This window comes from Cupriavidus sp. GW822-FHT03E04 (assembly GCF_058801495.1).
Map to the genome: position 1 here is coordinate 50290 of NZ_JBXANI010000007.1, position 18867 is coordinate 69156.

General features: G+C 64.0%; 22 protein-coding genes. 14 read left to right on the forward strand and 8 right to left on the reverse strand.

Going from position 1 to position 18867, the window contains the following annotated elements; genetic code table 11:
* Positions 1-133: 133 nt before the first annotated feature.
* The gene (locus AC1RQC_RS11150) at positions 134-898 is read left to right on the forward strand and encodes a GntR family transcriptional regulator (RefSeq protein ID WP_492374392.1); all 765 of its coding nucleotides are present in this window, start codon (positions 134-136) and stop codon (positions 896-898) included.
* Positions 899-960: 62 nt separating this feature from the next.
* Here AC1RQC_RS11150 and AC1RQC_RS11155 read toward each other — a convergent pair whose 3' ends face one another.
* Positions 961-1341: a DUF427 domain-containing protein gene (locus AC1RQC_RS11155; protein ID WP_492374391.1), complete on the reverse strand. Its 381-nt coding sequence runs from the start codon at positions 1339-1341 to the stop codon at positions 961-963.
* Positions 1342-1408: 67 nt separating this feature from the next.
* Positions 1409-2107, reverse strand: coding sequence for an aspartate/glutamate racemase family protein (locus AC1RQC_RS11160; RefSeq protein ID WP_492374390.1), 699 nt, complete (start codon positions 2105-2107; stop codon positions 1409-1411).
* A 158-nt stretch (positions 2108-2265) separates the two neighbouring features.
* Between AC1RQC_RS11160 and AC1RQC_RS11165 the strand changes: the two genes are divergently transcribed.
* Both AC1RQC_RS11165 and AC1RQC_RS11170 read left to right on the forward strand, forming a co-directional pair.
* On the forward strand, positions 2266-2508 hold the full coding sequence (locus tag AC1RQC_RS11165) for an antitoxin (protein WP_492883331.1): 243 nt from the start codon (positions 2266-2268) through the stop codon (positions 2506-2508).
* Positions 2505-2897, forward strand: coding sequence for a type II toxin-antitoxin system VapC family toxin (locus AC1RQC_RS11170; RefSeq protein WP_150984262.1), 393 nt, complete (start codon positions 2505-2507; stop codon positions 2895-2897). The genes AC1RQC_RS11165 and AC1RQC_RS11170 overlap by 4 nt, the downstream gene beginning before the upstream one ends.
* Positions 2898-2943: 46 nt before the next feature.
* On the opposite strand, the gene purT is transcribed toward AC1RQC_RS11170, so the two are convergent.
* The gene (gene purT, locus AC1RQC_RS11175; RefSeq protein WP_492883333.1) at positions 2944-4149 is read right to left on the reverse strand and encodes a formate-dependent phosphoribosylglycinamide formyltransferase; all 1206 of its coding nucleotides are present in this window, start codon (positions 4147-4149) and stop codon (positions 2944-2946) included.
* Positions 4150-4558: 409 nt separating this feature from the next.
* Here purT and AC1RQC_RS11180 point away from each other — a divergent pair, with 409 nt between their 5' ends.
* The 3 genes from AC1RQC_RS11180 (at position 4559) to AC1RQC_RS11190 (ending at position 7997) form a co-directional block, all read left to right on the forward strand.
* Positions 4559-5401 (forward strand): OmpA family protein, encoded by an 843-nt coding sequence (locus AC1RQC_RS11180; protein WP_492883335.1) that lies wholly within the window; start codon positions 4559-4561, stop codon positions 5399-5401.
* A 1140-nt stretch (positions 5402-6541) separates the two neighbouring features.
* Complete coding sequence (locus tag AC1RQC_RS11185) at positions 6542-7336, forward strand: SDR family NAD(P)-dependent oxidoreductase (protein WP_492370419.1); 795 nt, start codon at positions 6542-6544, stop codon at positions 7334-7336.
* A 121-nt stretch (positions 7337-7457) separates the two neighbouring features.
* On the forward strand, positions 7458-7997 hold the full coding sequence (locus AC1RQC_RS11190) for an RrF2 family transcriptional regulator (RefSeq protein WP_492883337.1): 540 nt from the start codon (positions 7458-7460) through the stop codon (positions 7995-7997).
* 39 nt (positions 7998-8036) lie between these two features.
* Here AC1RQC_RS11190 and AC1RQC_RS11195 read toward each other — a convergent pair whose 3' ends face one another.
* From AC1RQC_RS11195 to AC1RQC_RS11205, 3 genes are all read right to left on the reverse strand, one after another.
* The gene (locus AC1RQC_RS11195) at positions 8037-9242 is read right to left on the reverse strand and encodes an NAD(P)/FAD-dependent oxidoreductase (RefSeq protein WP_492883514.1); all 1206 of its coding nucleotides are present in this window, start codon (positions 9240-9242) and stop codon (positions 8037-8039) included.
* Positions 9243-9317: 75 nt separating this feature from the next.
* Entirely contained in the window at positions 9318-9446 is a 129-nt protein-coding gene (locus AC1RQC_RS11200; RefSeq protein ID WP_492883338.1) for a hypothetical protein, read from the reverse strand.
* A 275-nt stretch (positions 9447-9721) separates the two neighbouring features.
* Positions 9722-10276, reverse strand: coding sequence for a YbhB/YbcL family Raf kinase inhibitor-like protein (locus AC1RQC_RS11205; protein WP_492883340.1), 555 nt, complete (start codon positions 10274-10276; stop codon positions 9722-9724).
* A gap of 194 nt (positions 10277-10470) precedes the next feature.
* On the opposite strand from AC1RQC_RS11205, the gene AC1RQC_RS11210 reads away from it, so the two are divergent.
* From AC1RQC_RS11210 to AC1RQC_RS11235, 6 genes are all read left to right on the forward strand, one after another.
* Positions 10471-10638 carry a hypothetical protein gene (locus AC1RQC_RS11210; protein ID WP_006164149.1) on the forward strand — a complete coding sequence of 56 codons (168 nt, stop codon included), beginning with the start codon at positions 10471-10473 and terminating at the stop codon, positions 10636-10638.
* A gap of 76 nt (positions 10639-10714) precedes the next feature.
* Positions 10715-11281 (forward strand): SH3 domain-containing protein, encoded by a 567-nt coding sequence (locus AC1RQC_RS11215; RefSeq protein WP_492883342.1) that lies wholly within the window; start codon positions 10715-10717, stop codon positions 11279-11281.
* A 159-nt stretch (positions 11282-11440) separates the two neighbouring features.
* Entirely contained in the window at positions 11441-13090 is a 1650-nt protein-coding gene (locus tag AC1RQC_RS11220; RefSeq protein ID WP_492883344.1) for an acyl-CoA synthetase, read from the forward strand.
* Positions 13091-13314: 224 nt separating this feature from the next.
* Positions 13315-14064: an SDR family oxidoreductase gene (locus tag AC1RQC_RS11225; RefSeq protein ID WP_492808169.1), complete on the forward strand. Its 750-nt coding sequence runs from the start codon at positions 13315-13317 to the stop codon at positions 14062-14064.
* Positions 14065-14176: 112 nt separating this feature from the next.
* Entirely contained in the window at positions 14177-14500 is a 324-nt protein-coding gene (locus tag AC1RQC_RS11230; protein WP_492370425.1) for a putative quinol monooxygenase, read from the forward strand.
* 369 nt (positions 14501-14869) lie between these two features.
* Positions 14870-15427 (forward strand): phasin family protein, encoded by a 558-nt coding sequence (locus tag AC1RQC_RS11235; protein WP_492883346.1) that lies wholly within the window; start codon positions 14870-14872, stop codon positions 15425-15427.
* A gap of 191 nt (positions 15428-15618) precedes the next feature.
* Here AC1RQC_RS11235 and AC1RQC_RS11240 read toward each other — a convergent pair whose 3' ends face one another.
* Together AC1RQC_RS11240 and AC1RQC_RS11245 are read right to left on the reverse strand one after the other, a co-directional pair.
* The gene (locus AC1RQC_RS11240; protein ID WP_174426797.1) at positions 15619-15765 is read right to left on the reverse strand and encodes a DUF3096 domain-containing protein; all 147 of its coding nucleotides are present in this window, start codon (positions 15763-15765) and stop codon (positions 15619-15621) included.
* A 159-nt stretch (positions 15766-15924) separates the two neighbouring features.
* The gene (locus tag AC1RQC_RS11245) at positions 15925-16350 is read right to left on the reverse strand and encodes a phasin family protein (RefSeq protein WP_492370427.1); all 426 of its coding nucleotides are present in this window, start codon (positions 16348-16350) and stop codon (positions 15925-15927) included.
* A gap of 316 nt (positions 16351-16666) precedes the next feature.
* Here AC1RQC_RS11245 and AC1RQC_RS11250 point away from each other — a divergent pair, with 316 nt between their 5' ends.
* Both AC1RQC_RS11250 and AC1RQC_RS11255 read left to right on the forward strand, forming a co-directional pair.
* Positions 16667-17848 carry a CaiB/BaiF CoA transferase family protein gene (locus tag AC1RQC_RS11250; RefSeq protein WP_492370428.1) on the forward strand — a complete coding sequence of 394 codons (1182 nt, stop codon included), beginning with the start codon at positions 16667-16669 and terminating at the stop codon, positions 17846-17848.
* Positions 17849-17895: 47 nt separating this feature from the next.
* A complete protein-coding gene (locus AC1RQC_RS11255) occupies positions 17896-18867 on the forward strand; it encodes a Bug family tripartite tricarboxylate transporter substrate binding protein (RefSeq protein WP_492883348.1) in 972 nt (323 codons plus the stop codon).

Consider the following 18867-nt stretch of genomic DNA (forward strand, 5'->3'; position numbering starts at 1 on the left):
TATTCTAGATACAACTTACCGGTTCCGTCAAGAATCGGGAAATTCGCCGCTGGACCGTTGTGCTATGCTGCCCACGCCACTAAACCGTCACCTCATGCCGCGCACGACCGACTCCCCTTCTACGCTGGGCCATATGCCCGGTACCTCACTGCACCGGCAGCTCTTTCTCGTGCTGCGCGATGAAATCACGCGCGGCGTCTATGCGGAAACGGGGGCTTTGCCGAAAGAAGAAGCACTGTGCGAGCGCTTTGGCGTCTCGCGCATCACGGTGCGGCGGGCGCTATCCGAGCTGGCGGCGCTGGGGCTGGTGGAGCGGCGCCATGGCCTTGGCACCTTTGTGCGAGCGGACATGCCGGCGGGGCGCAGCAGCCCGAGCCTTAGCGTGATCGACGGCCTGCGCAAAGCAGCACTGGAGACGGACGTCGAGGTCCTTGAGGTGACCACTGCCGTGCCGCCGGCGGACATTGCCCAACTGCTGCAACTCACCCCGGGCGAACAAGCCGTGCACGCGCTGCGCCTGCGCAGCATCAAGGGCACGCCGGTGATGCTGACGGATGCATGGGTTCCCGCCGCGCTGGGCAAGCGCGTGTCGGCAGCGGCGCTGCGCAAGCACGCGCTCTACGAGATCCTGATGGCGCAGGGGGTGAAATTCGGCCGCGTGGTGCAGGAAATCACGGCCCAGGCGGCCGACCCCGCCTACGCGGGCTGGCTGCGCACGGAGGTTGGCGCGCCGCTGCTCAAGCTGGTGCGCCTGCTGCATGACCCGGAGTCGCGGCCGGTCCAGTACATCACGGTGTATATGTCCCCGGAACGCAGCCGCATCCTGATGGATATCTCGGGCGACAAGGTCAACACGCTAAGCGCCGGGCAGTTCGTCCATGACGTGCCACGCGGCTAAGAGGCCGCCTCAACATGAAGCGAAGCGGTTCTGGCCAGGCGCGCGGCCCTGGCGTTCACTGGCTAGCCCTGCTGCTGCTCGATGGCATCGACACGGCTGGGGTAGAAAGCCACGTGGTCCTTGATGGCCTCGACGGCGGCATACGGCGCCTCGTAAGTCCACACCGCATTGACCGATCGCTCACCGCCCGCGGGGATGCTGTAGTAAGCGCACTCGCCTTTGTACGGGCAGTAGGTGGCGTGGTCCGTGCGGGCCAGCAGTGACATATCGACATCCTTGCGCGGAATGTACTGCACCGCCGGGTAGGATGCCTCGCGCAGCGTGAGCGCGCTGCGGGTGTCGGCAATGACGACGCCGCCGAGCGCCACGACGACGCGCGCGGGGTTTGCCTCGATCACGATCGGATGATCGGGCCCCGGGATCTTGATGGGCTTGCTGGTCATGGCTGGGCTTCCTGATGTGTTGCAGGGCCCGCCAATACTACGCGTGAACGCGCCAGCTTGCCCGGCATCAAGATGCGCCTTGCACCGCCCTGCGCAGTGCCGCCTGCGCCAGCAGCCGCGTGGAATCCAGCGTCGGCAGTGGCGAGTTGGCATCGTTTACGATCAGCGGGATTTCCGTGCAGCCGAGCACAACCGCATCGCAACCCTGTGACTTCATCCGCCCGATAACCCGCTGAAAGTAAGTGAGTGCTTCCGGGGTGGCGATGCCGCCCACCAGTTCGTCCATGATGATGCGATTGATTTCATCGCGCTCGGCGGGGTCCGGCCGCATGAAGCCGAGCACGCGCGCGGCAAGCTTTTCGGGGTAGACCTCACTGTCGACAAGCCAGCGCGTTCCCGTCAGGCCCAGGCGGGTGAAGCCGCGCGCCGCCGCGCTCTCGGCGACCACCTCGGCAATATGCAGCCAGGGCCGCGGCGAACGCGCCACCACGTACGGCAGCGCCTGGTGAATGGTGTTGTCGGGACAGATCAGGAAATCCGCGCCCATGCCAGCGAGCTTCCTGGCAGAGGTGAGCATCAACTCACCTACGGCCTGCCAGTCGCCGCGATCCAGGTGCTTGACGTACTCGGCAAGCGACGGGGTATGCATGGATATCTCGGGATGCGCATGCGGCCCGAGCAGCCGCGCGCCCTCCATGCAGATGGTCCGGTAGCAAAGCGCGGCGCCTTCGGCGGAGCAGGCAACAATGCCAATATGCAGGGTCATGACGGTTGGCTCCATGCGATGTGATCGGGGAATGCAGTGTCTGAACGAATTCGGCTGGTAGAGGCCAATCAATAGGCATCATAAATCACTAATCGCTATTGAACGCCTCGGCACTCCGGCATATACTTTTGGCATATCTCACTCAACAGGAGTGCGGCATGGATACCGCGAAAATCTTCTGGTCTGGGCGATCACAAGCCGTACGCTTGCCGAAAGACTTCCGTTTCGAGGCAAGCGAGGTGCGCATTCGCCGCCATGGCAACGCCATCATCCTGGAGCCTATTGCCAGCGATTGGGCGTGGCTGGATCCCATCGTCGGCCCGCTGGACGAAGACTTCGCGCAGGCGGCAAGCGAACAGCCCGCAGATCAGAGCCGGCCAGAACTGGATTTTTTTAAGTGAAATTCCTGCTCGACAGCAATGCCGTCATTGCGCTCCTGAGAGGTCACGCAGGCTTTCTGAATCGATTGCGGCAACACCAGCCGCAAGATTTCGGCATCCCGGCCATTGTGGCGCACGAGCTATTCTATGGCGCGTTCAAGAGCCAACGCGCCACGGAAAACCTCGCTCGGGTCGAAGGGTTGCAATTCGAGGTGCTGGATTTCGACCGCGAAGATGCGCGTCACGCCGGTGAGTTGCGAGCGGCGCTAGCCACAGCCGGCACACCAATTGGCCCTTACGATGTACTGATTGCGGGCCAGGCCCGCGCCCGAGCCCTGACACTTGTCACCCACAACACCCGCGAGTTTCAACGCGTACCTGGCCTGCGCGTCGAGGATTGGGAGGGCTGATACCGAGCGCGCGCGCGTGGGCTCTCTCCCTCCTCGCGCAATACGCTCAGCCTGCCACGCGCGGCTTCACGCGTCCCGCCGCATCCTTGGCGCGCACGCGGGCCGCTTCCACATCGGCGTCGTACGCCAGCGCCACGCCCATGCGGCGCTTGGTGAAGCTCTCTGGCTTGCCAAACAAGCGCAGCTCGGTCTGCGGCACGCGCAGCGCCTCATCCACGCCGTCGAACACTACGCCCTTGGCATCCACGCCGCCGTAGATCACCGCACTGGCGCCCGGGCTCTTGAGCGCGGTGCTGACCGGCAGGCCGAGAATGGCGCGCGCGTGCAGCTCGAACTCGTTCTGCCACTGGGTGATCATGGTCACCATGCCGGTGTCATGCGGACGCGGGCTGACTTCGCTGAACCAGACCTGCTCGCCCTTGACGAACAGTTCCACGCCGAACAGGCCTTGCCCGCCCAGGTTGGCGGTGACCGCCTGCGCAATCTGCTGGGATTTTTGCAGCGCGGCCGGATGCATCGGATGCGGCTGCCAGCTTTCCACGTAATCCCCGCTGACCTGCACGTGGCCGATCGGCTCGCAGAACTGCGTTTCCACCTGGCCGTCGGCGCCGATCGCGCGCACCGTCAGCAGCGTGATTTCGTAGTCGAAGTCGATGAAACCTTCCACGATCACGCGGCCGTGGCTGACACGGCCACCGGCCATGGCGTAGTCCCATGCGGCCTTGACGTCGGCGGGGCCGTCGATCTTGCTCTGGCCCTTGCCGGAGCTGCTCATCACCGGCTTGACCACGCACGGGTAGCCGATGCCGCCATCGATGGCGGCCCGCAGCTCTTCCAGCGAGTCGCAGAACTTGTAGGGGCTGGTGGGCACGCCGAGCGTCTCCGCGGCCAGGCGGCGGATGCCTTCGCGGTCCATGGTCAGGCGCGCCGCGCGCGCCGTGGGGATGACGCGCACCACGCCGGCGGCTTCCAGCGTCTCCAGCATCTGCGTGGCAATGGCCTCGATCTCCGGCACCACCAGGTCCGGCTTCTCGGCCTCGATCAGCGCCTTGAGCTGGTCCGGGTCGCTCATGGAAATAGTGCGCGCATGGTGCGCCACCTGCTGGCCGGGCGCATCGGCATAGCGGTCCACCGCAATCGTTTCAACGCCGAGGCGTTGCAGCGCGATCAGGACTTCCTTGCCGAGCTCGCCGGAGCCCAGCAGCATGACTTTGGTCGCGCCAGGCGAGAGAGGGGTGCCGATAGTGGTCATGTGGGACCCTTGGGATCAAGTAAAAACAGCGATTGTACGTGGACCGAAAGAGCGCGCCCAGGCAGGCCGGCAAGCCGGCCCGGGAGGCATGCGAGGCCGGTGAGGCTTTCGCCACATCGGCGCGGCATTGACACCAACCCCGCGTAGAATCCGGCTCAGCGAATTTACCGATGAGTCGGGCTTCATCGACTTGAACATACACGGATCGGACAATATGCAAGCATGGTTGAAAGTCGGCTGTACCGTTGCATTCGTCGGCGTACTCGCGCTGTCGGGCTGCAAGAAAAAACACGATACAACTGCGCCGGCCAGCGATCAGGCCGCGGCTCCCGCGGCCACGTCACCGGCTCCTGCCACCGCATCAGCCGCAGTTCCGGCCGCCGCCAGGTTCGATATCGCAAGCGTGCCGATGTCCACTGCCGAGCTGCCGCCCTTCCCCTATATCGACTGGCCAAGCGGGCTGATCGACGGCCACAAGTTTGTCAAAAGCTCCGAATTCGACCGCATCTACGTGATCGCCGGCAGCCAGCTCCTGCCGGTCGAAGGACGCGACGAAAACCGGCATTTCATGAACTCGGACGCGAAGCTTTCCGACCTCGCCGCGCAACGCAATTACGAAGCGGTCATCAAGGCGCTGGGCGGCGTCAAGGTCAGCGCCATGCTGCCGACCAACCCCGCCATGCTGGCCCAGAACAACAACGACCTGGGCGACCTGATCGTCAACAAGATGCGCGTGGCGATGAGCCCCGACAGCTATGACTACTACCTGATCCGCAAGCCGGAAGGCAACGTCTGGATCGGCCTGTTTGTCGGTGGCGGCTACACCCAGATCATCACGGTCACGGAAGGCCAGATGAAGACCGTGGTGGGCCTGGTCAAGGCCGACGACATGCAAAAGGCACTCGATGAAAAGGGCCATATCGCGCTCTACCTGAATTTCGATACCGACAAGGCGGCCATCCGCCAGGACGACCAGCCGGTCATCGACGAAATCGGCAAGCTCCTGGACAAGGCGCCTACGCTGAAGCTGTCGATCGATGGGCATACCGACAATGTCGGCGATGAAAAACACAATCAGCAATTGTCCAAGAAGCGCGCCGAAGCCGTAGCCGCCGCACTGATTGCCAAGGGCGTCGACAAGTCCTGCGTGCGTGCCGAGGGCTTTGGCGCCAGCAAGCCGATTGCCGACAATGCCAGCGAGGAAGGCCGCGGCAAGAACCGGCGCGTGGAACTGGTACGCGTGGCCACCTGAGAGGCACCCCTTTCAAGGTGACGAAAATTAGGACACCCTCCGTGTTCTCGAACAGAAACCAGAGTCAATGTGGAGACTTTGCTCGCATCGGCCCAGCCGGCCGAACTGTGGATCGCCGATCGCAACTTCTGCACTCGGGGGATTCTTGCCGGATGGCAGCGTCGCGGCAGCGCCTTCATCGTGCGGGAGCACGGCCGCAATCCAAGCCCCGGCAAAAGGGGGCTTTGGGGGGTGTCGTTACGTTTCGGGGCGGCGTTGGTTATTGGACCCAACAGCCATACGACATCCCCCTGCGGGGGCTGCCGGTCACTCTTCTTTGCGTCGGCAAAGAAGACTAACGAGAAGAAAGCCGACCCTGCCGGGCGCAGAGCAATCGCGGGTGCGCAGGGTGCTGGTTTCGTCGTATGGCCAGCGGTTCTATTGGCATCTGCCGGTACCGGCTTGACTGACCACGACGCTGCCCATTTCCGGGATTCGTAGTGCGGCCCCCGGTAGCGGAATCCTTGCCCATTCGCCAATCTGCCGTTACCGGCGCGAAGCACCACGAGACATCGCCTGTCAATGGTTTCGTGGTGGGGCGGGCGCGGTGGTCAAGGCCTTGGGCATATCAACCCGGTGCCACCGCGCCCACGACGGAACCGGTGCGCCTGCAACTTCGTGGCCGGCCACTGCGCGAGCGACAGACGGCTTGAAGCAAGTGATGTCTGCTACCGGGGGCCGCACCACGAATCCCGGAGGCCGGCAGGTTCGTGGTCAGTCAAGCCGGTACCGGCAGAAGCCCGTCGGCACTCAGGGCCATACGACGAAACCACCGATATTCGAGAGCCTTATTGCTCTGCTCCCGGCAGGGTCGGCTTTCTTCTCGTTAGTCTTCTTTGCCGACGCAAAGAAGAGTGACCGGCAGCCCCCGCAGGGGGATGTCGTATGGCTGTTGGGTCCAAAAACCAACATCGCCCCCCTTACCCCCTTACCTCAAGTACAAGTGGATCGGCCAAGGCCGCGCAACGACGCCAGCATCTTTTGGAAATGGCCTCTAAGCGACGGGCCTTGCCGAAATCCATGGAGCCAATACACTAGGTCAGTCGGCCTGCGCTCGGCAGGCCTCCCTACCGGGCTAACCAGCCATAACCAGGAATGGCCATGAAAATTGATCTCACGGGCAAGATCGCCCTTGTTTCAGGATCCACCGCCGGCATCGGATTCGCAACGGCCAAGGGACTCGCTGGCGCGGGTGCCAGCGTCATCGTCAACGGGCGCAGCGAGGCCACGGTGGACAAGGCCCTGCAAGCGTTGCGCGCCGCTGTTGCCGGCGCTGACGTGACGGGTTTCGTCGGCGACCTTGCCGACCCCGAGGTCTGCGCCCGCCTGGTGACGGCGCATCCCCGGGTGGATGTGCTGGTGAATAACCTTGGCATCTTCCAGCCGCAGGACTTCTTTGAGACGCCCGACAGCGAATGGACCCGCTTCTTCGAAACCAACGTCATGTCGGGCGTGCGGCTGTCGCGGGCCTATGCGCCCTCCATGGCCGAGCGTAAATGGGGACGGATCGTGTTCGTCTCGTCGGAATCGGCACTGAACATCCCCGCCGACATGATCCACTACGGCTTTTCCAAGACCGCGCAACTCGCGGTCTCGCGCGGGCTGGCCAAGCGGCTTGCCGGTACCGGTGTGACCGTCAATGCGGTGCTGCCAGGCCCCACGCTGTCAGAGGGCGTCACCGACATGCTCAAGGATGCCATTGCAAGCTCGGGGCAATCCGCCGAAACCGTGGCTGCGGACTTCGTCAAGACACACCGTTCCACCTCGATCATCCAGCGTGCCGCCAGCGTCGAAGAAGTCGCCAACATGATCGTCTATGCCTGCTCCCCGCAAGCCTCGGCCACCACCGGCGCCGCATTGCGCGTGGACGGCGGGGTCGTGGATACGATCGCCTGAGTCCTGTGCGCAGCCTTCCTTGCGTGGCCATGCGGCCGCGCCTGCTGGCCGTTCCCGACGCTTGCGCTTCGCACTGAATCTGCATAGGCTGAACTACGATTCAATCTATCTTAGTTAAGCCATGTCCCACATCAGCACGGGCGTCGAATACGGACTGCACTGCCTCCTGTTCCTCGCCGACCCGACGGCAAGCGTCAAGGAAGCCAGCGTGCGCGACCTGGCCGAGCTGCAGGGCGTCCCTGCCGAATACCTCGCCAAATTGTTCACCAAGCTGGCCAAGGCCAACCTGGTCGTGGCCACTGAAGGCATTCGCGGCGGCTTCTCGCTGGCGCGGCCGGCGGCAAAGATCACGGTCATGGATGTCGTGCAAGCTATCGACGGCGACAAGGCGCTGTTCGACTGCCGCGAGATCCGCGAGCGCTGCGCGCTGTTCGATGCATCGCCGCCCGCCTGGGCCACCCGTGGCACCTGCTCCATCGATGCCGTCATGCAGGCGGCACAAAAGGCCATGCGGCAGGAACTGGCCAAGCACACGCTCGCGGATCTCGCCGAGCGGACCCTCGTCAAGGCGCCAGCCAACTTCGGCCCGCACGTAGTGCGATGGCTCGCCGACCGCGCCACCCACCGGCGCGGCGAGCGCGATACGGCAGACAAAGACTAGGCTCGGCGAGCGCGATTCCGGCCAGCCAACGCAGCGGATTTACGCTACCACGGTGCGATCGGGATTGGCCGCGGCCAGTGCCTGCGCGCGATCGGCGCTGGGTGGATAGATCCATTCGGAATTAATCCGGCCCTTCAGCGCCTTGGCGTCCGCGCCAACGAGCTTGACTTCACGCTCCCAGCCCTCGGTGTAGACCGCGCCCCACGGGCCCAGGTCCAGGCAGGTGACGTACCGCGGCTGGCGGTAGGGGATCGGTGCGAGGCCGAGCAGATCCGCGGCAACGTTGTGCCCCGCCGAGCGGCCAAGGTTCAGCGCGTGCTGGCACGACATCGCGGCATAGTTGCCGTCATCGTCCGTGGCGGCATATGCGACATCACCGGTGGCGAACACGGCATCCACGCCCTTGACGCGCAGGTTGCTGTCCACATGCAAGCGGCCGAATGCATCGCGCTGCGCGGGAATCTGCTGCGTGAGCGCGCTGGCGCGCACGCCCGCCGTCCAGATCACCGTCTTGGCATCGATGCGCTCGCCGTCCGCCGTGGTCAGGCCGTTCTCGTCGACCGACGCCACCGACGCGCCTAGCCGCCAGGTCACGCCAAGCTCTTCAAGCGCTTGCGTGATGACGGGACGCGGGCCGGCGCCGAGCTCGGCGGCCACCTCGTCATTGCGATCGACCACGATGACGTTCACCACGGCGTCCTCACCCAGCGCTTCGCGCAGGCGCGCCGGCATTTCGGCCGCGGTCTCGATGCCGGTGAAGCCGCCACCGGCCACCACAATGGTATTGCGCGCGGCCGATGCCGGATGATCGGCAAGGCGCTTGATATGCGCCTCCAGCTCGGCCGCCTCATCGATCTGGTCCACGCTGAACACATGCTTGTCCAAGCCCGGGATCTGCGGGCGGACCAGGCGGCTGCCCGTAGCGAGCACGAGGCGGTCATAGGACAGCGTGGACCTCGCTTGATCGACGCCAACCACCTCGACTTCATTGCGGTCCGCATGGATCCGCTCGACGGTGCCCTGGATGAACCTGACGCCAACCGCATTGAAGATGTCGCGCAGCGGCGCCTTCATCCGCGCAGCGCCTGCCTCATAGAAGCGCGGACGCACATGCAGTTCCGGCTGAGGCGCGATCAGTGCGATCTCCACATCCTTCTGGCCATGCAGATCGATCAGGCGCGCCGCGCTCAGGGCACTCCACATACCGGCGAAACCGGCGCCAACTATCAGGATACGTTTGGCCATCATGCAACTCCTCTGAATTTACGCAAGCGTTCATGCTGCCGGGCCTGGCACGCCGTGCGACGCGCCGGATCATAACTAAAGGGATTTTTTACGGCACGCGTTGCCAACGGCGAGTTCGCCGCATGCGGCGACGATGCGCCTTGCCCGCAGCAGCAGCAGCAGCAGCAGCAGCAGCAGCAGCAGCAGCAGCAGCAGCAGCAGCACGAAATCATAGCGAGGGGATCGAGCGCGCCAAGCATCATTGCGTGATGTTCGACATCACGTTGGCGCGTTAGTGGTGGTGGCGGTGTTGGCGTTGGTTGCAGCCCTGTGATGGCGGGCACCGCGCGGGCAACACTCGCGCAACGCCAGCGTGGCGGGTCATGGTGTATTGCTTTTGTGGCAATTGCCGCGGGCTATTTCCGAGCGTTATTGTTGATGGCCTGATGCCCGTAGCCTCCTGTTCATGAAAGGTGCGCTCAATGAGATACGCCACCTTTTTAGCGCGCATATCTTCCAATGACGCTTTGGCCGCCAAGCGCATGGCCTTTTAGCGCCTGCATCAGTTCGTCCCTGTTCAGGCCGGGCGGCAGCGCGGTTGGCGCAAGGTCTGTGGCGATGACGGTCAACACATAATGATGCGGCGCATCACCAGCTTGCGGACAAGGTCCTCGATAAATCGGCTCGCCCCGGACATTCTTGCCAACGGTGATGCCATGGCCATCGGCCTGTCCCTCGCCTTCCTTCAACTGACCGCGATCGGCGGCGATGTTGTAGGCAACCCAATGCGAATTGCCTAATCCCATATTGCCGTCAGGATCCAGTAGCAGCACCGCGATGGACTTGGTGCCGGCGGGAAGATTCGACCACGACACCTGCGGCGACACGCCTTTGCCGCCGCAATCGGACGTATTGTTGCCGTGCAGCGTAGGGATCGTCGCCCCATCCGCGAACGATGCGGACGACACTTGCATGCCTGCCGCATATGCCGTGCCAATGCAGCCCAAAACCAGTGCGCCAGCCAGCGACGCGAAGCGTGTTCTGATGAAATTCATTTGTGTCTCGCTCCGATGGAATGAGTGGAATGTATTCGGCACACGCAAAGGAAGGTGCGCGTATACCCTCTGGCATTCACGATTGACCAGACTTAATATGGGCTTGATCGTGCTCAAGGCTGTTGCTAAGTACCTAAGTACGGACGATGTCATTAGAAATAACGTTAAAAATATAACGACTAAAGGAGACATCCATGCAAGATTATCAAAGCCTTGTGTTCATGTGCGCGATCGGCTTGGTGTGCCTCTATGTCCTGCTCGGCACACTCTCCCAATCGCTCGCGATCAAATACGGTGCACCCGCCATCGTTTCCGTTCTGATGGTGGCGTTCTCCGTCTCGCCTTGGCACGTGGTGGGGTAAACCGCAATCAACAGCGGCCGCGGAGGCCTTGATGCGCCGAGTGGCTGTTAAGTGCGTTCTAGCAGGAATCACCGCATTGCTGGCCGCGCCCGGTGTGGCGCTTGCGCAGCCTGCCCAAGCCTTTACCACCGCCCCCGTCTACCTGCGTGCCGGACCCGCACCGGATTACCCGGTGGTGGCGCAGTTGTCCGGCGGCGTGCCGCTCACGGTGATGGGGTGCGTCAGCCAGTACACATGGTGCGACGTGGCGCTGCCTAACCTGCGTGGCTGGGTCTATGCCGGGCAGCTTGGGTACGCCTATCAGGGCGGCAGTGTTCCTGTGCTGAACTACGGCACCGTGATTGGCCTTCCCATCATCACATTCTCCATCGGCTCCTACTGGGGTAACTACTATCGCGGGCGGCCTTGGTACCACGACCAGGGACGCTGGGCGCAGCGTCCGCCATATGGGCCGGGACCGGGCTATCCGCCAGTACATGTGCGCCCGCCTGGTGGTTATCCGCCCAGCCGTCCGCCGGGTCACGGCGGCGGTCACGGCGGTGGCGGTGGCCACGGTGGTCACGGCGGTCACGGCGGTCACGGCGGTCACGGCGGTGGCGGCGGTGGCGGCGGCGGCGGCCATGGTGGCCACGGCGGCCGATAGCATCGCGCCCAAACGGCCCTCGCGACGCACACTGGCAAACGGGTTCAGCCACCCTGGAAATTTTGGCCATTGCCGGGCACGCTGGCGTGGCCCAGAATTTCGCGCACCCCCTGTCCATGCGGACAGCTGCGATTCATACAAGAAAACCAGGAGACCACCATGCGCGACTACGCCGAGGCCATCGCCGGCTTTTCCTATGAGGCATCGATCTCGGAGCGCCTGAGCGGCAAGCTCGATGCCATCAATGCCTGCGTCGAATGCTGCGACCGCCATGCACTGCCAGGGCGCATCGCGCTGTTCTGGGAGAGCCGCGACGGCACCAGCGAGAGCTATACCTTCAGCCAGTTGCAGAAGCTCTCCGCGCAGTTCGCCAGCTTTCTCGCGGCGCAGGGCATCGGCCCCGGCGATCGTGTGGCTGGCCTGCTGCCGCGCACCCCGGAGTTGCTTGTCACCATCCTGGGCACCTGGCGCGCCGGCGCGGTCTACCAGCCGTTGTTCACAGCCTTTGGCCCCAAGGCCATCGAGCATCGGCTGCAGACCTCCGGCGCCCGGCTCGTGGTCACCGACGGCGCCAATCGCGGCAAGCTCGATGAGGTGGAGAACTGCCCCCAAGTACTCACCGTTGGCGGCACCAAAGGCCGCGGCATCGCGCGCGGAGACTTCAGTTTCTGGGCGGAGCTTGACCGCCAGCCGGCCCGGTTCGATCCGGTCATGCGCACCGGCGACGATCCGTTCCTGATGATGTTCACCTCCGGCACCACCGGCCCCGCCAAGCCGCTGCTGGTGCCGCTCAAGGCCGTGGCTGCGTTCGCGGGCTATATGCGCGATGCGGTCGACCTGCGCCCCGAGGATGCCTTCTGGAACCTCGCCGATCCTGGCTGGGCCTATGGCTTGTATTACGCGGTGACCGGGCCTCTGGCCCTGGGGCATCCCACCACGTTCTATGACGGCCCGTTCAGCATCGAGAGCACATGCCGGATGATCGACAAGTACGGCATCACCAACCTGGCCGGCTCGCCCACCGCCTATCGCCTGCTGATCGCGGCGGGGCAGGCCGTGGCCGGCCCGCTGCGCGGCAAGCTGCGCGCGGTCAGCAGCGCGGGCGAGCCACTCAACCCGGAAGTGATCCGCTGGTTCGCCGACCAGCTCTGCGTCACCATCCACGATCACTACGGCCAGACCGAGCTCGGCATGGTGCTGTGCAATCACCACGCGCTGCGCCATCCGGTGCACCTGGGCGCGGCCGGCTTCGCCAGCCCGGGCCATCGCGTGGTGGTGCTGGACGACAACGCACGCGAGTTGCCGGCCGGCGAGCCTGGCACGCTCGCGCTGGATATGCAGCAATCGCCGATGGCCTGGTTCGCCGGCTACCACGGCACGCCCACCGGCGCCTTCGTCGGCCAGTATTACCTGACCGGCGACACCGCGGAGCTGAACCCCGATGGCAGCATCAGCTTTATCGGCCGCGCCGACGATGTCATCACCACCTCCGGCTACCGCGTCGGCCCGTTCGATGTAGAGAGCGCGCTGATCGAGCATCCGGCGGTGGTCGAGACCGCGGTCATCGGCAAACCCGATCCGGAACGCACCGAACTGATCAAGGCCTTTGTCGTGCTCGGCCCCCAATACAAGGCGAGCCCGGAGCTGGCCGAAGAACTGCGCCTGCACGTGCGCAATCGCCTCGCGGCCCACGCCTATCCCCGCGAAATCGAGTTCGTTCCCGAGTTGCCGAAGACGCCGAGCGGCAAGGTCCAGCGCTTTATCCTGCGCAACCAGGAAGTGGCGCGGCAGCGCGAGACGCAGGCGTAACGTTGCCGGCACGGCTGCTGACGCGGCAAAACATGGGGGGCGCTGCCTGGCAGCGCCCTTTTTTCCTTTCCCCCGAGTCCGCGTGTGGTTGGCAGCGCTTTTTGACAGGCCACCAAAGACGTCCAATCTTATCGAACAAGATTGCTAACTCTTTCGCATGGCTTATTGTCCCGCGCTGTCCATACTCCATTCACATCACCACACCACGTTCTCAGGAGAACACCATGAATCGCTTCGAAGGCAAAACCGTACTGGTCACTGGCGGCAACAGTGGCATGGGCCTGGCTACCGCGCAGGCATTCGCCGCCGAGGGCGCGCGCGTCATCGTGACGGGCCGGGACACCGCGACGCTGGAGGCCGCCAAGCCCACGCTGGGCGCCAACGCGCTAGCCATCCAGAATGACGCCGGCACCGTGGACGCCGCCCGCGCGCTGGCAAAACGCCTCACCGATGAAGGCATCAAGCTCGATGCCGTGTTCATCAACGCGGGCGTCGCCAGGTTCGCACCGTTGTCGGATGTCGAGGAATCGATGTGGGACCAGACCTTCAATACCAATGTGAAGGGCCCCTTCTTCCAGATCCAGGCACTGGCGCCGCTGTTCAATCCAGGCGCATCGATTGTGCTCAACGGCTCCATCAACGCGCACATCGGCATGCCGTCATCTGCGGTCTACGCGGCCAGCAAGGCCGGCCTCATCTCGCTGGCCAAGACGCTCTCCGCCGAGCTGCTGCCGCGCGGAGTCCGCGTCAATGTGCTCAGCCCGGGCCCTGTGAGCACGCCGCTCTACGGCAAGCTCGGCCTGGACGCCGACACCCTCGCCAACACAGCCGCCCAGATCAAGAGCCAGGTCCCGCTCGGCCGCTTTGGCGAGGCGAAGGAAATCGCGGCAACGGTGCTGCATCTCTCGGCCACCGAGTCGGCGTTCATCGTCGGCACGGAGATCATCGTCGATGGCGGCATGAGCCAGTTGTGAGGTTTGAGCGGCCTAACTGGCTTAACTGGCTTAACGGGCTTAACGGGCTTAACTGGCCTAACTGGCTTAGCTGAATTGTCTGACTAAGCATCAGCAAGGAGCACTGAACACCATGAGCGAAAGCATCGCCTTTATCGTCCACCTGCCGGGTAAGCCGGAGCATCGCGACGAACTCGAATCCAGCTTGCTGCAAGTGCTGGAACAAATGGCCAAGGAGCCGGATTTCGTCAACACCTACCTGCATCGCTCGGTCGAAGACCACGATACGCTGGTGCTCTACGAGACCTGGGCTTGCAGCCCAGCATATTTCCAGACATATCACTTGAGCCGGCCCTATCGGCAAGCCTATGAGCAGGCATTGCCGAGGCTGCTCAAGCGCGAGCGCACGCTGGAATTCCTCAAGCCGCTGCGCGCGTTCGAGAAGCCGGCGGCATAAGCTCGGGCAATTGACGTTGCCCTCATCGCGGGAGCCGGAAGACGGTCATCCGGAAGTGGAGGATGCGCTCTTTGCGCCCGCCCCGGATCGTCATCTGGATTGCGTACGGGGTACGCCGGGAGGCACCCCCACACAGTTGGGTACGCGCATGTCGACCTTGCTGCACAGCAACAAGCGGGATACCGTGCTTGTTCGGGTATCTCCCTAGGGGCTATCCAAATAGAGGGCTCTAGAATCTGCCCTTGGATGGTGCACTGCGCAAATCAGTGATGCCGCCGCCTTTCCGAATCTCATATTCGACCCGCTTGCCGCGACGGCACATCCCGTGCATGTCGGCCTGGCTGCCGGGCGATACACAGGAGAACACGCATGTTCGTTTTTTCGTCCGACCAGTTCGCTGAAGCCCAGAAAGCCCATTTCGCCAACTTGTTCGCGCTGACGAATACGGCTTTCGACGGTTTCCAGAAACTGGCCGAGCTGAACCTGCAAGCCGTGAAGTCGAGCCTGGCCGAAAGCCAGGAGACCGTGCAGGCGGCCTTGTCCGGTGGCGACCTGAAGGATGTCTTCAGCGCGCAGGGTAAGTTCGCGCAGCCGGCAGCCGACAAGGCGCTGGCGTATGCCCGCCACGTGTACGAGATTGCCTCGGCCACGCAGGCCGAGCTCACCAAGACGGTGGAAGCGCAATACGAACAGCACAACCGCAGCGTGCAAACCTTCGTCGATACGTTCGTAAAGAATGCGCCGGCCGGATCGGAGGCGATCACCGCCCTGCTGCAGCAGACGGTTGCCGCCGCCAACAACACCTACGAATCGGTGCAGAAGGCCTCGAAGCAAGCGGTTGAAACGGTGAAGTCCAACATCGAAGCATCGACCGCGGCAGCGACTGGCGCAGCCCAGCAAAGCGCACGCCGCGCTGTCAAGGCGTAAAGCACGCCCGCGCAGCGCGGCCTTCCCGTGCTGCGCGGGAGATGCGCGCATTGCCTTCGGCTACGCCCGGCGCCTTGGAGGCCGTTTCAGAATGAAGCGAAGCGGTTCTGGCCAGGCGCGCGGCCGCAGACCCTACAAGTAGATCGACCAAGGCCGCGCAACGACGCCAGGATCTCTTTGAAACGGCGCTCTTAGTGCAGGTGCCCGCCGAACAGCCCTAGCAAGCCGATGATGATCAGGTAGATTGCCACGATGTAGTTCAGCAGCCGCGGCATGATCAGGATCAGGATGCCCGCGATCAGCGAGATCAGTGGGCTGGCGTTCGTGATGGCGATCATGATGGATCCCTTTCACAGCAGTGCAATCCATGCACTGCGATGGACGCGCTGGCATGACGCCGTGGCGCGGCCCGCCAAGCCAGGATCTGGAGCGATCCTGGCTTGGCGAGGCTGTCCGCAACAGGCTTGTCGCTTGTGCGGACTTGCGCTTGCTCGCGCTTACTTGCCCTTCGGCTTCATCAGGTTTTTCGCCTCTTCGATATTCTGCTCCGCGCGCTTGGTAATCACGGCCAGCGCCTCGGCCTGCGATTTCTGCGCCATTTCCGCCAGTTCACGCATATTGTTGAACGCCTTCTGCAGGCCCTGCTGAACGAACTCGCCCTGCTTGGCCATGGCCTCGGCCGGGTTGCCGCCGGTGGTCATCTTTTGCGCCGCCGACTGGATCTCCTGCATGGTCTTGCTCAGGATCTCCGTTTGCTTCTGCACCAGTGCCTGCATGCCTTCGTAGGCCACCTTGTTGGCCTCCGTGATGGCTTCGATATCCTTGCGCCGCGCTTCGATTACCGAGGTCATATCGACCCCGGGGAGCTTGTACTGCTCAAGCAACTTGCTGAAATCGGTGAACGGATTGGACGGTATCGACATGATGCATCTCCTCGCTGGGGGTAGGTGAAGCAGGAAACTGGCCGCGCCGGGATCCGGATGCTTCTGCCCGATCCACTTCTCGATCGCGGGCGCAGTAGCTCAAGTGTAGCGCGTACCGCACGCCGCTAGGAGGGGAATGCGCCACCGTCTGCAGCCGAGCGCTGCGGAATTCACTTCAGGCCGCCCCGGCCCTCACCATGGCTTCACCGGGCCGTTCGAATTCGGCGAACGCTTCCTTGAAAACTATGAACTGGCCCGCCCCGGGGGCCGCCGATACACTCGCCCGCACCATAACGAATTGTCTTGCGGAGACCCCATGCTTCATCAGGCCCTGGCCGGCATCAAGGTGCTGGATTTGTCCCGGATACTGGCCGGCCCGTGGTGCACGCAGAACCTGGCCGACCTGGGCGCCGAAGTCACCAAGGTAGAACGCCCCGGTCACGGCGACGACACGCGCGGCTGGGGCCCGCCCTACTTGCACGCGCCCGAAGGCAGCGCGGGCGGCAATAGCGAGGCTGGCCTCTCCGCCTACTTCATCTGCTGCAACCGCGGCAAGCAATCCGTGGCCATCGACTACGCCACCCCCGAAGGCGCCGCGCAGATCCGCGAGCTTGCGCTGCAAGCCGATGTGCTGGTGGAGAACTACAAGGTTGGCACGCTGCGCCGCTACGGCCTGGACTATGAAACGCTCAAGGCGCTCAACCCGCGGCTGGTCTACCTGTCGATCACCGGCTTTGGCCAGAGCGGCCCGATGGCGGACAAGCCCGGCTACGACTATGTGTTCCAGGGCATGGGCGGGCTGATGAGCTACACCGGGCACCCCGACGGCGAGCCTGGCGCCGGCCCGCTGCGCACGGGCGTGGCGGTGGTGGACCTGACCACCGGCATGTATGCCACCTCGGCGGTGCTGGCGGCCTTGCTGCGCCGTCACGCCACCGGCGAAGGCGAATACCTGGATATCGCCCTGCTCGACGTGGCAGTCGCGCTCAATGCCAACCAGGCCTCCAACTACCTGGTGTCCGGCAAGGCGCCGCAACGCAGCGGCAATGCGCATCCCAACTGCGCGCCGTACGAAGTCTTCCGCTGCGCCGATGGCCACCTGATCCTCGCCATCGGCAACGACGCGCAGTTCGCGCGCTTCTGCGAAGTGGCCAGCCTCGGCGCGCTGGCAACGGACCCACGCTACGCCAGCAACTCGGGGCGCATCGCCAACCTGCCGGCGCTGCGCAAGCTGCTCACCGACGTGTTCCCCACCCGCGACCGGCAGAGCTGGACGCAAGCCTTCGACGCGGCCGGCGTGCCATGGGGCCCGATCCACTCCATGGCAGAAGTGTTTGCGCATCCGCAGGTCGCGCACCGCCAACTGGTGCAGCAAGCCGAGCACCCGGTGCTTGGCCGCGTGCCGATGATCCGCAACCCCATGCTGGCCGGCAGCGGCGCGCGAGCACTGGCGCCGCCGCCGCTGCTCGATGAGCACGGCCGGCGCAACGGCAGCTAGTGCCGGCGCGCACCGACACCTAAAAAGAACCCATCCGGAGACATCGCTTGAACAAACGCATCATCGCCACCACCCTGCTCGCTGGCCTGAGCCTTGCCAGCGGCGCGTACGCCTCGGCCTACCCCGGCAAACCCATCAAGCTGATCGTGCCCTACGCGGCCGGCGGCACCACCGACATCATCGCGCGCATCGTCGGCACCCGGCTCGGCGTCGTGCTCAAGCAGCCCGTCGTGGTGGAAAACCGCCCTGGCGCGGGCGGCGCCGTAGGCAGCGCCTATGCGGCCAAGCAGCCTGCGGACGGCTATACGCTGGTCATGGAAGTGGAAAGCTCGCACGCGGTCAACCCCAACGTGTACGCCAAGACAGCCTACGACCCCGTCAGGGATTTCGAACCCATCAGCAACCTCGCCGACGTGCCCAACGTCCTGGTGGTCAACCCGGCCTTCCCGGCCAGCGACCTGCCCGCCTTCATCAAGCTGCTCAAGGCCAACCCGGGCAAGTACTCGTTCGGATCGTCGGGCAATGGCGGCCTGAGCCATATGAACGGCGAGCTGTTCATGAACGAGACTGGCACCAGGATGCTCCACGTGCCCTACAAGGGCCTGGGCCCCGCGCTCAACGATGCGGTGGCAGGCCAGATCCAGGTGGTGTTCGACAACATTCCCTCCTCCTCCAGCCTGATCCAGGGCAACCGCCTGCGCCCGCTGGCGGTGGCTGCCAGGCAGCGGCTGAAGGTACTGCCCAATGTGCCAACCTATGCCGAGGCCGGCCTGCCGGCCATGAACAATCCCTCCTGGTTCGGACTGGGCGCGCCCGCCGGCACGCCGGCGGCTATCCTGGACAAACTCAACGACGCAGTGCGGCAGGTGCTGGCCGATCCCGAAGTCGTCACCGCCATCGAGAAGCAAGGCGCCATTCCAGCACCGATGACGCGCAAGGCATTCGCCGAGCTGATCCGCGGCCAGAACGCGCACTGGAAGAAGGTCGTCGAAGATATCCATTTCACAAAACTGCAGTGA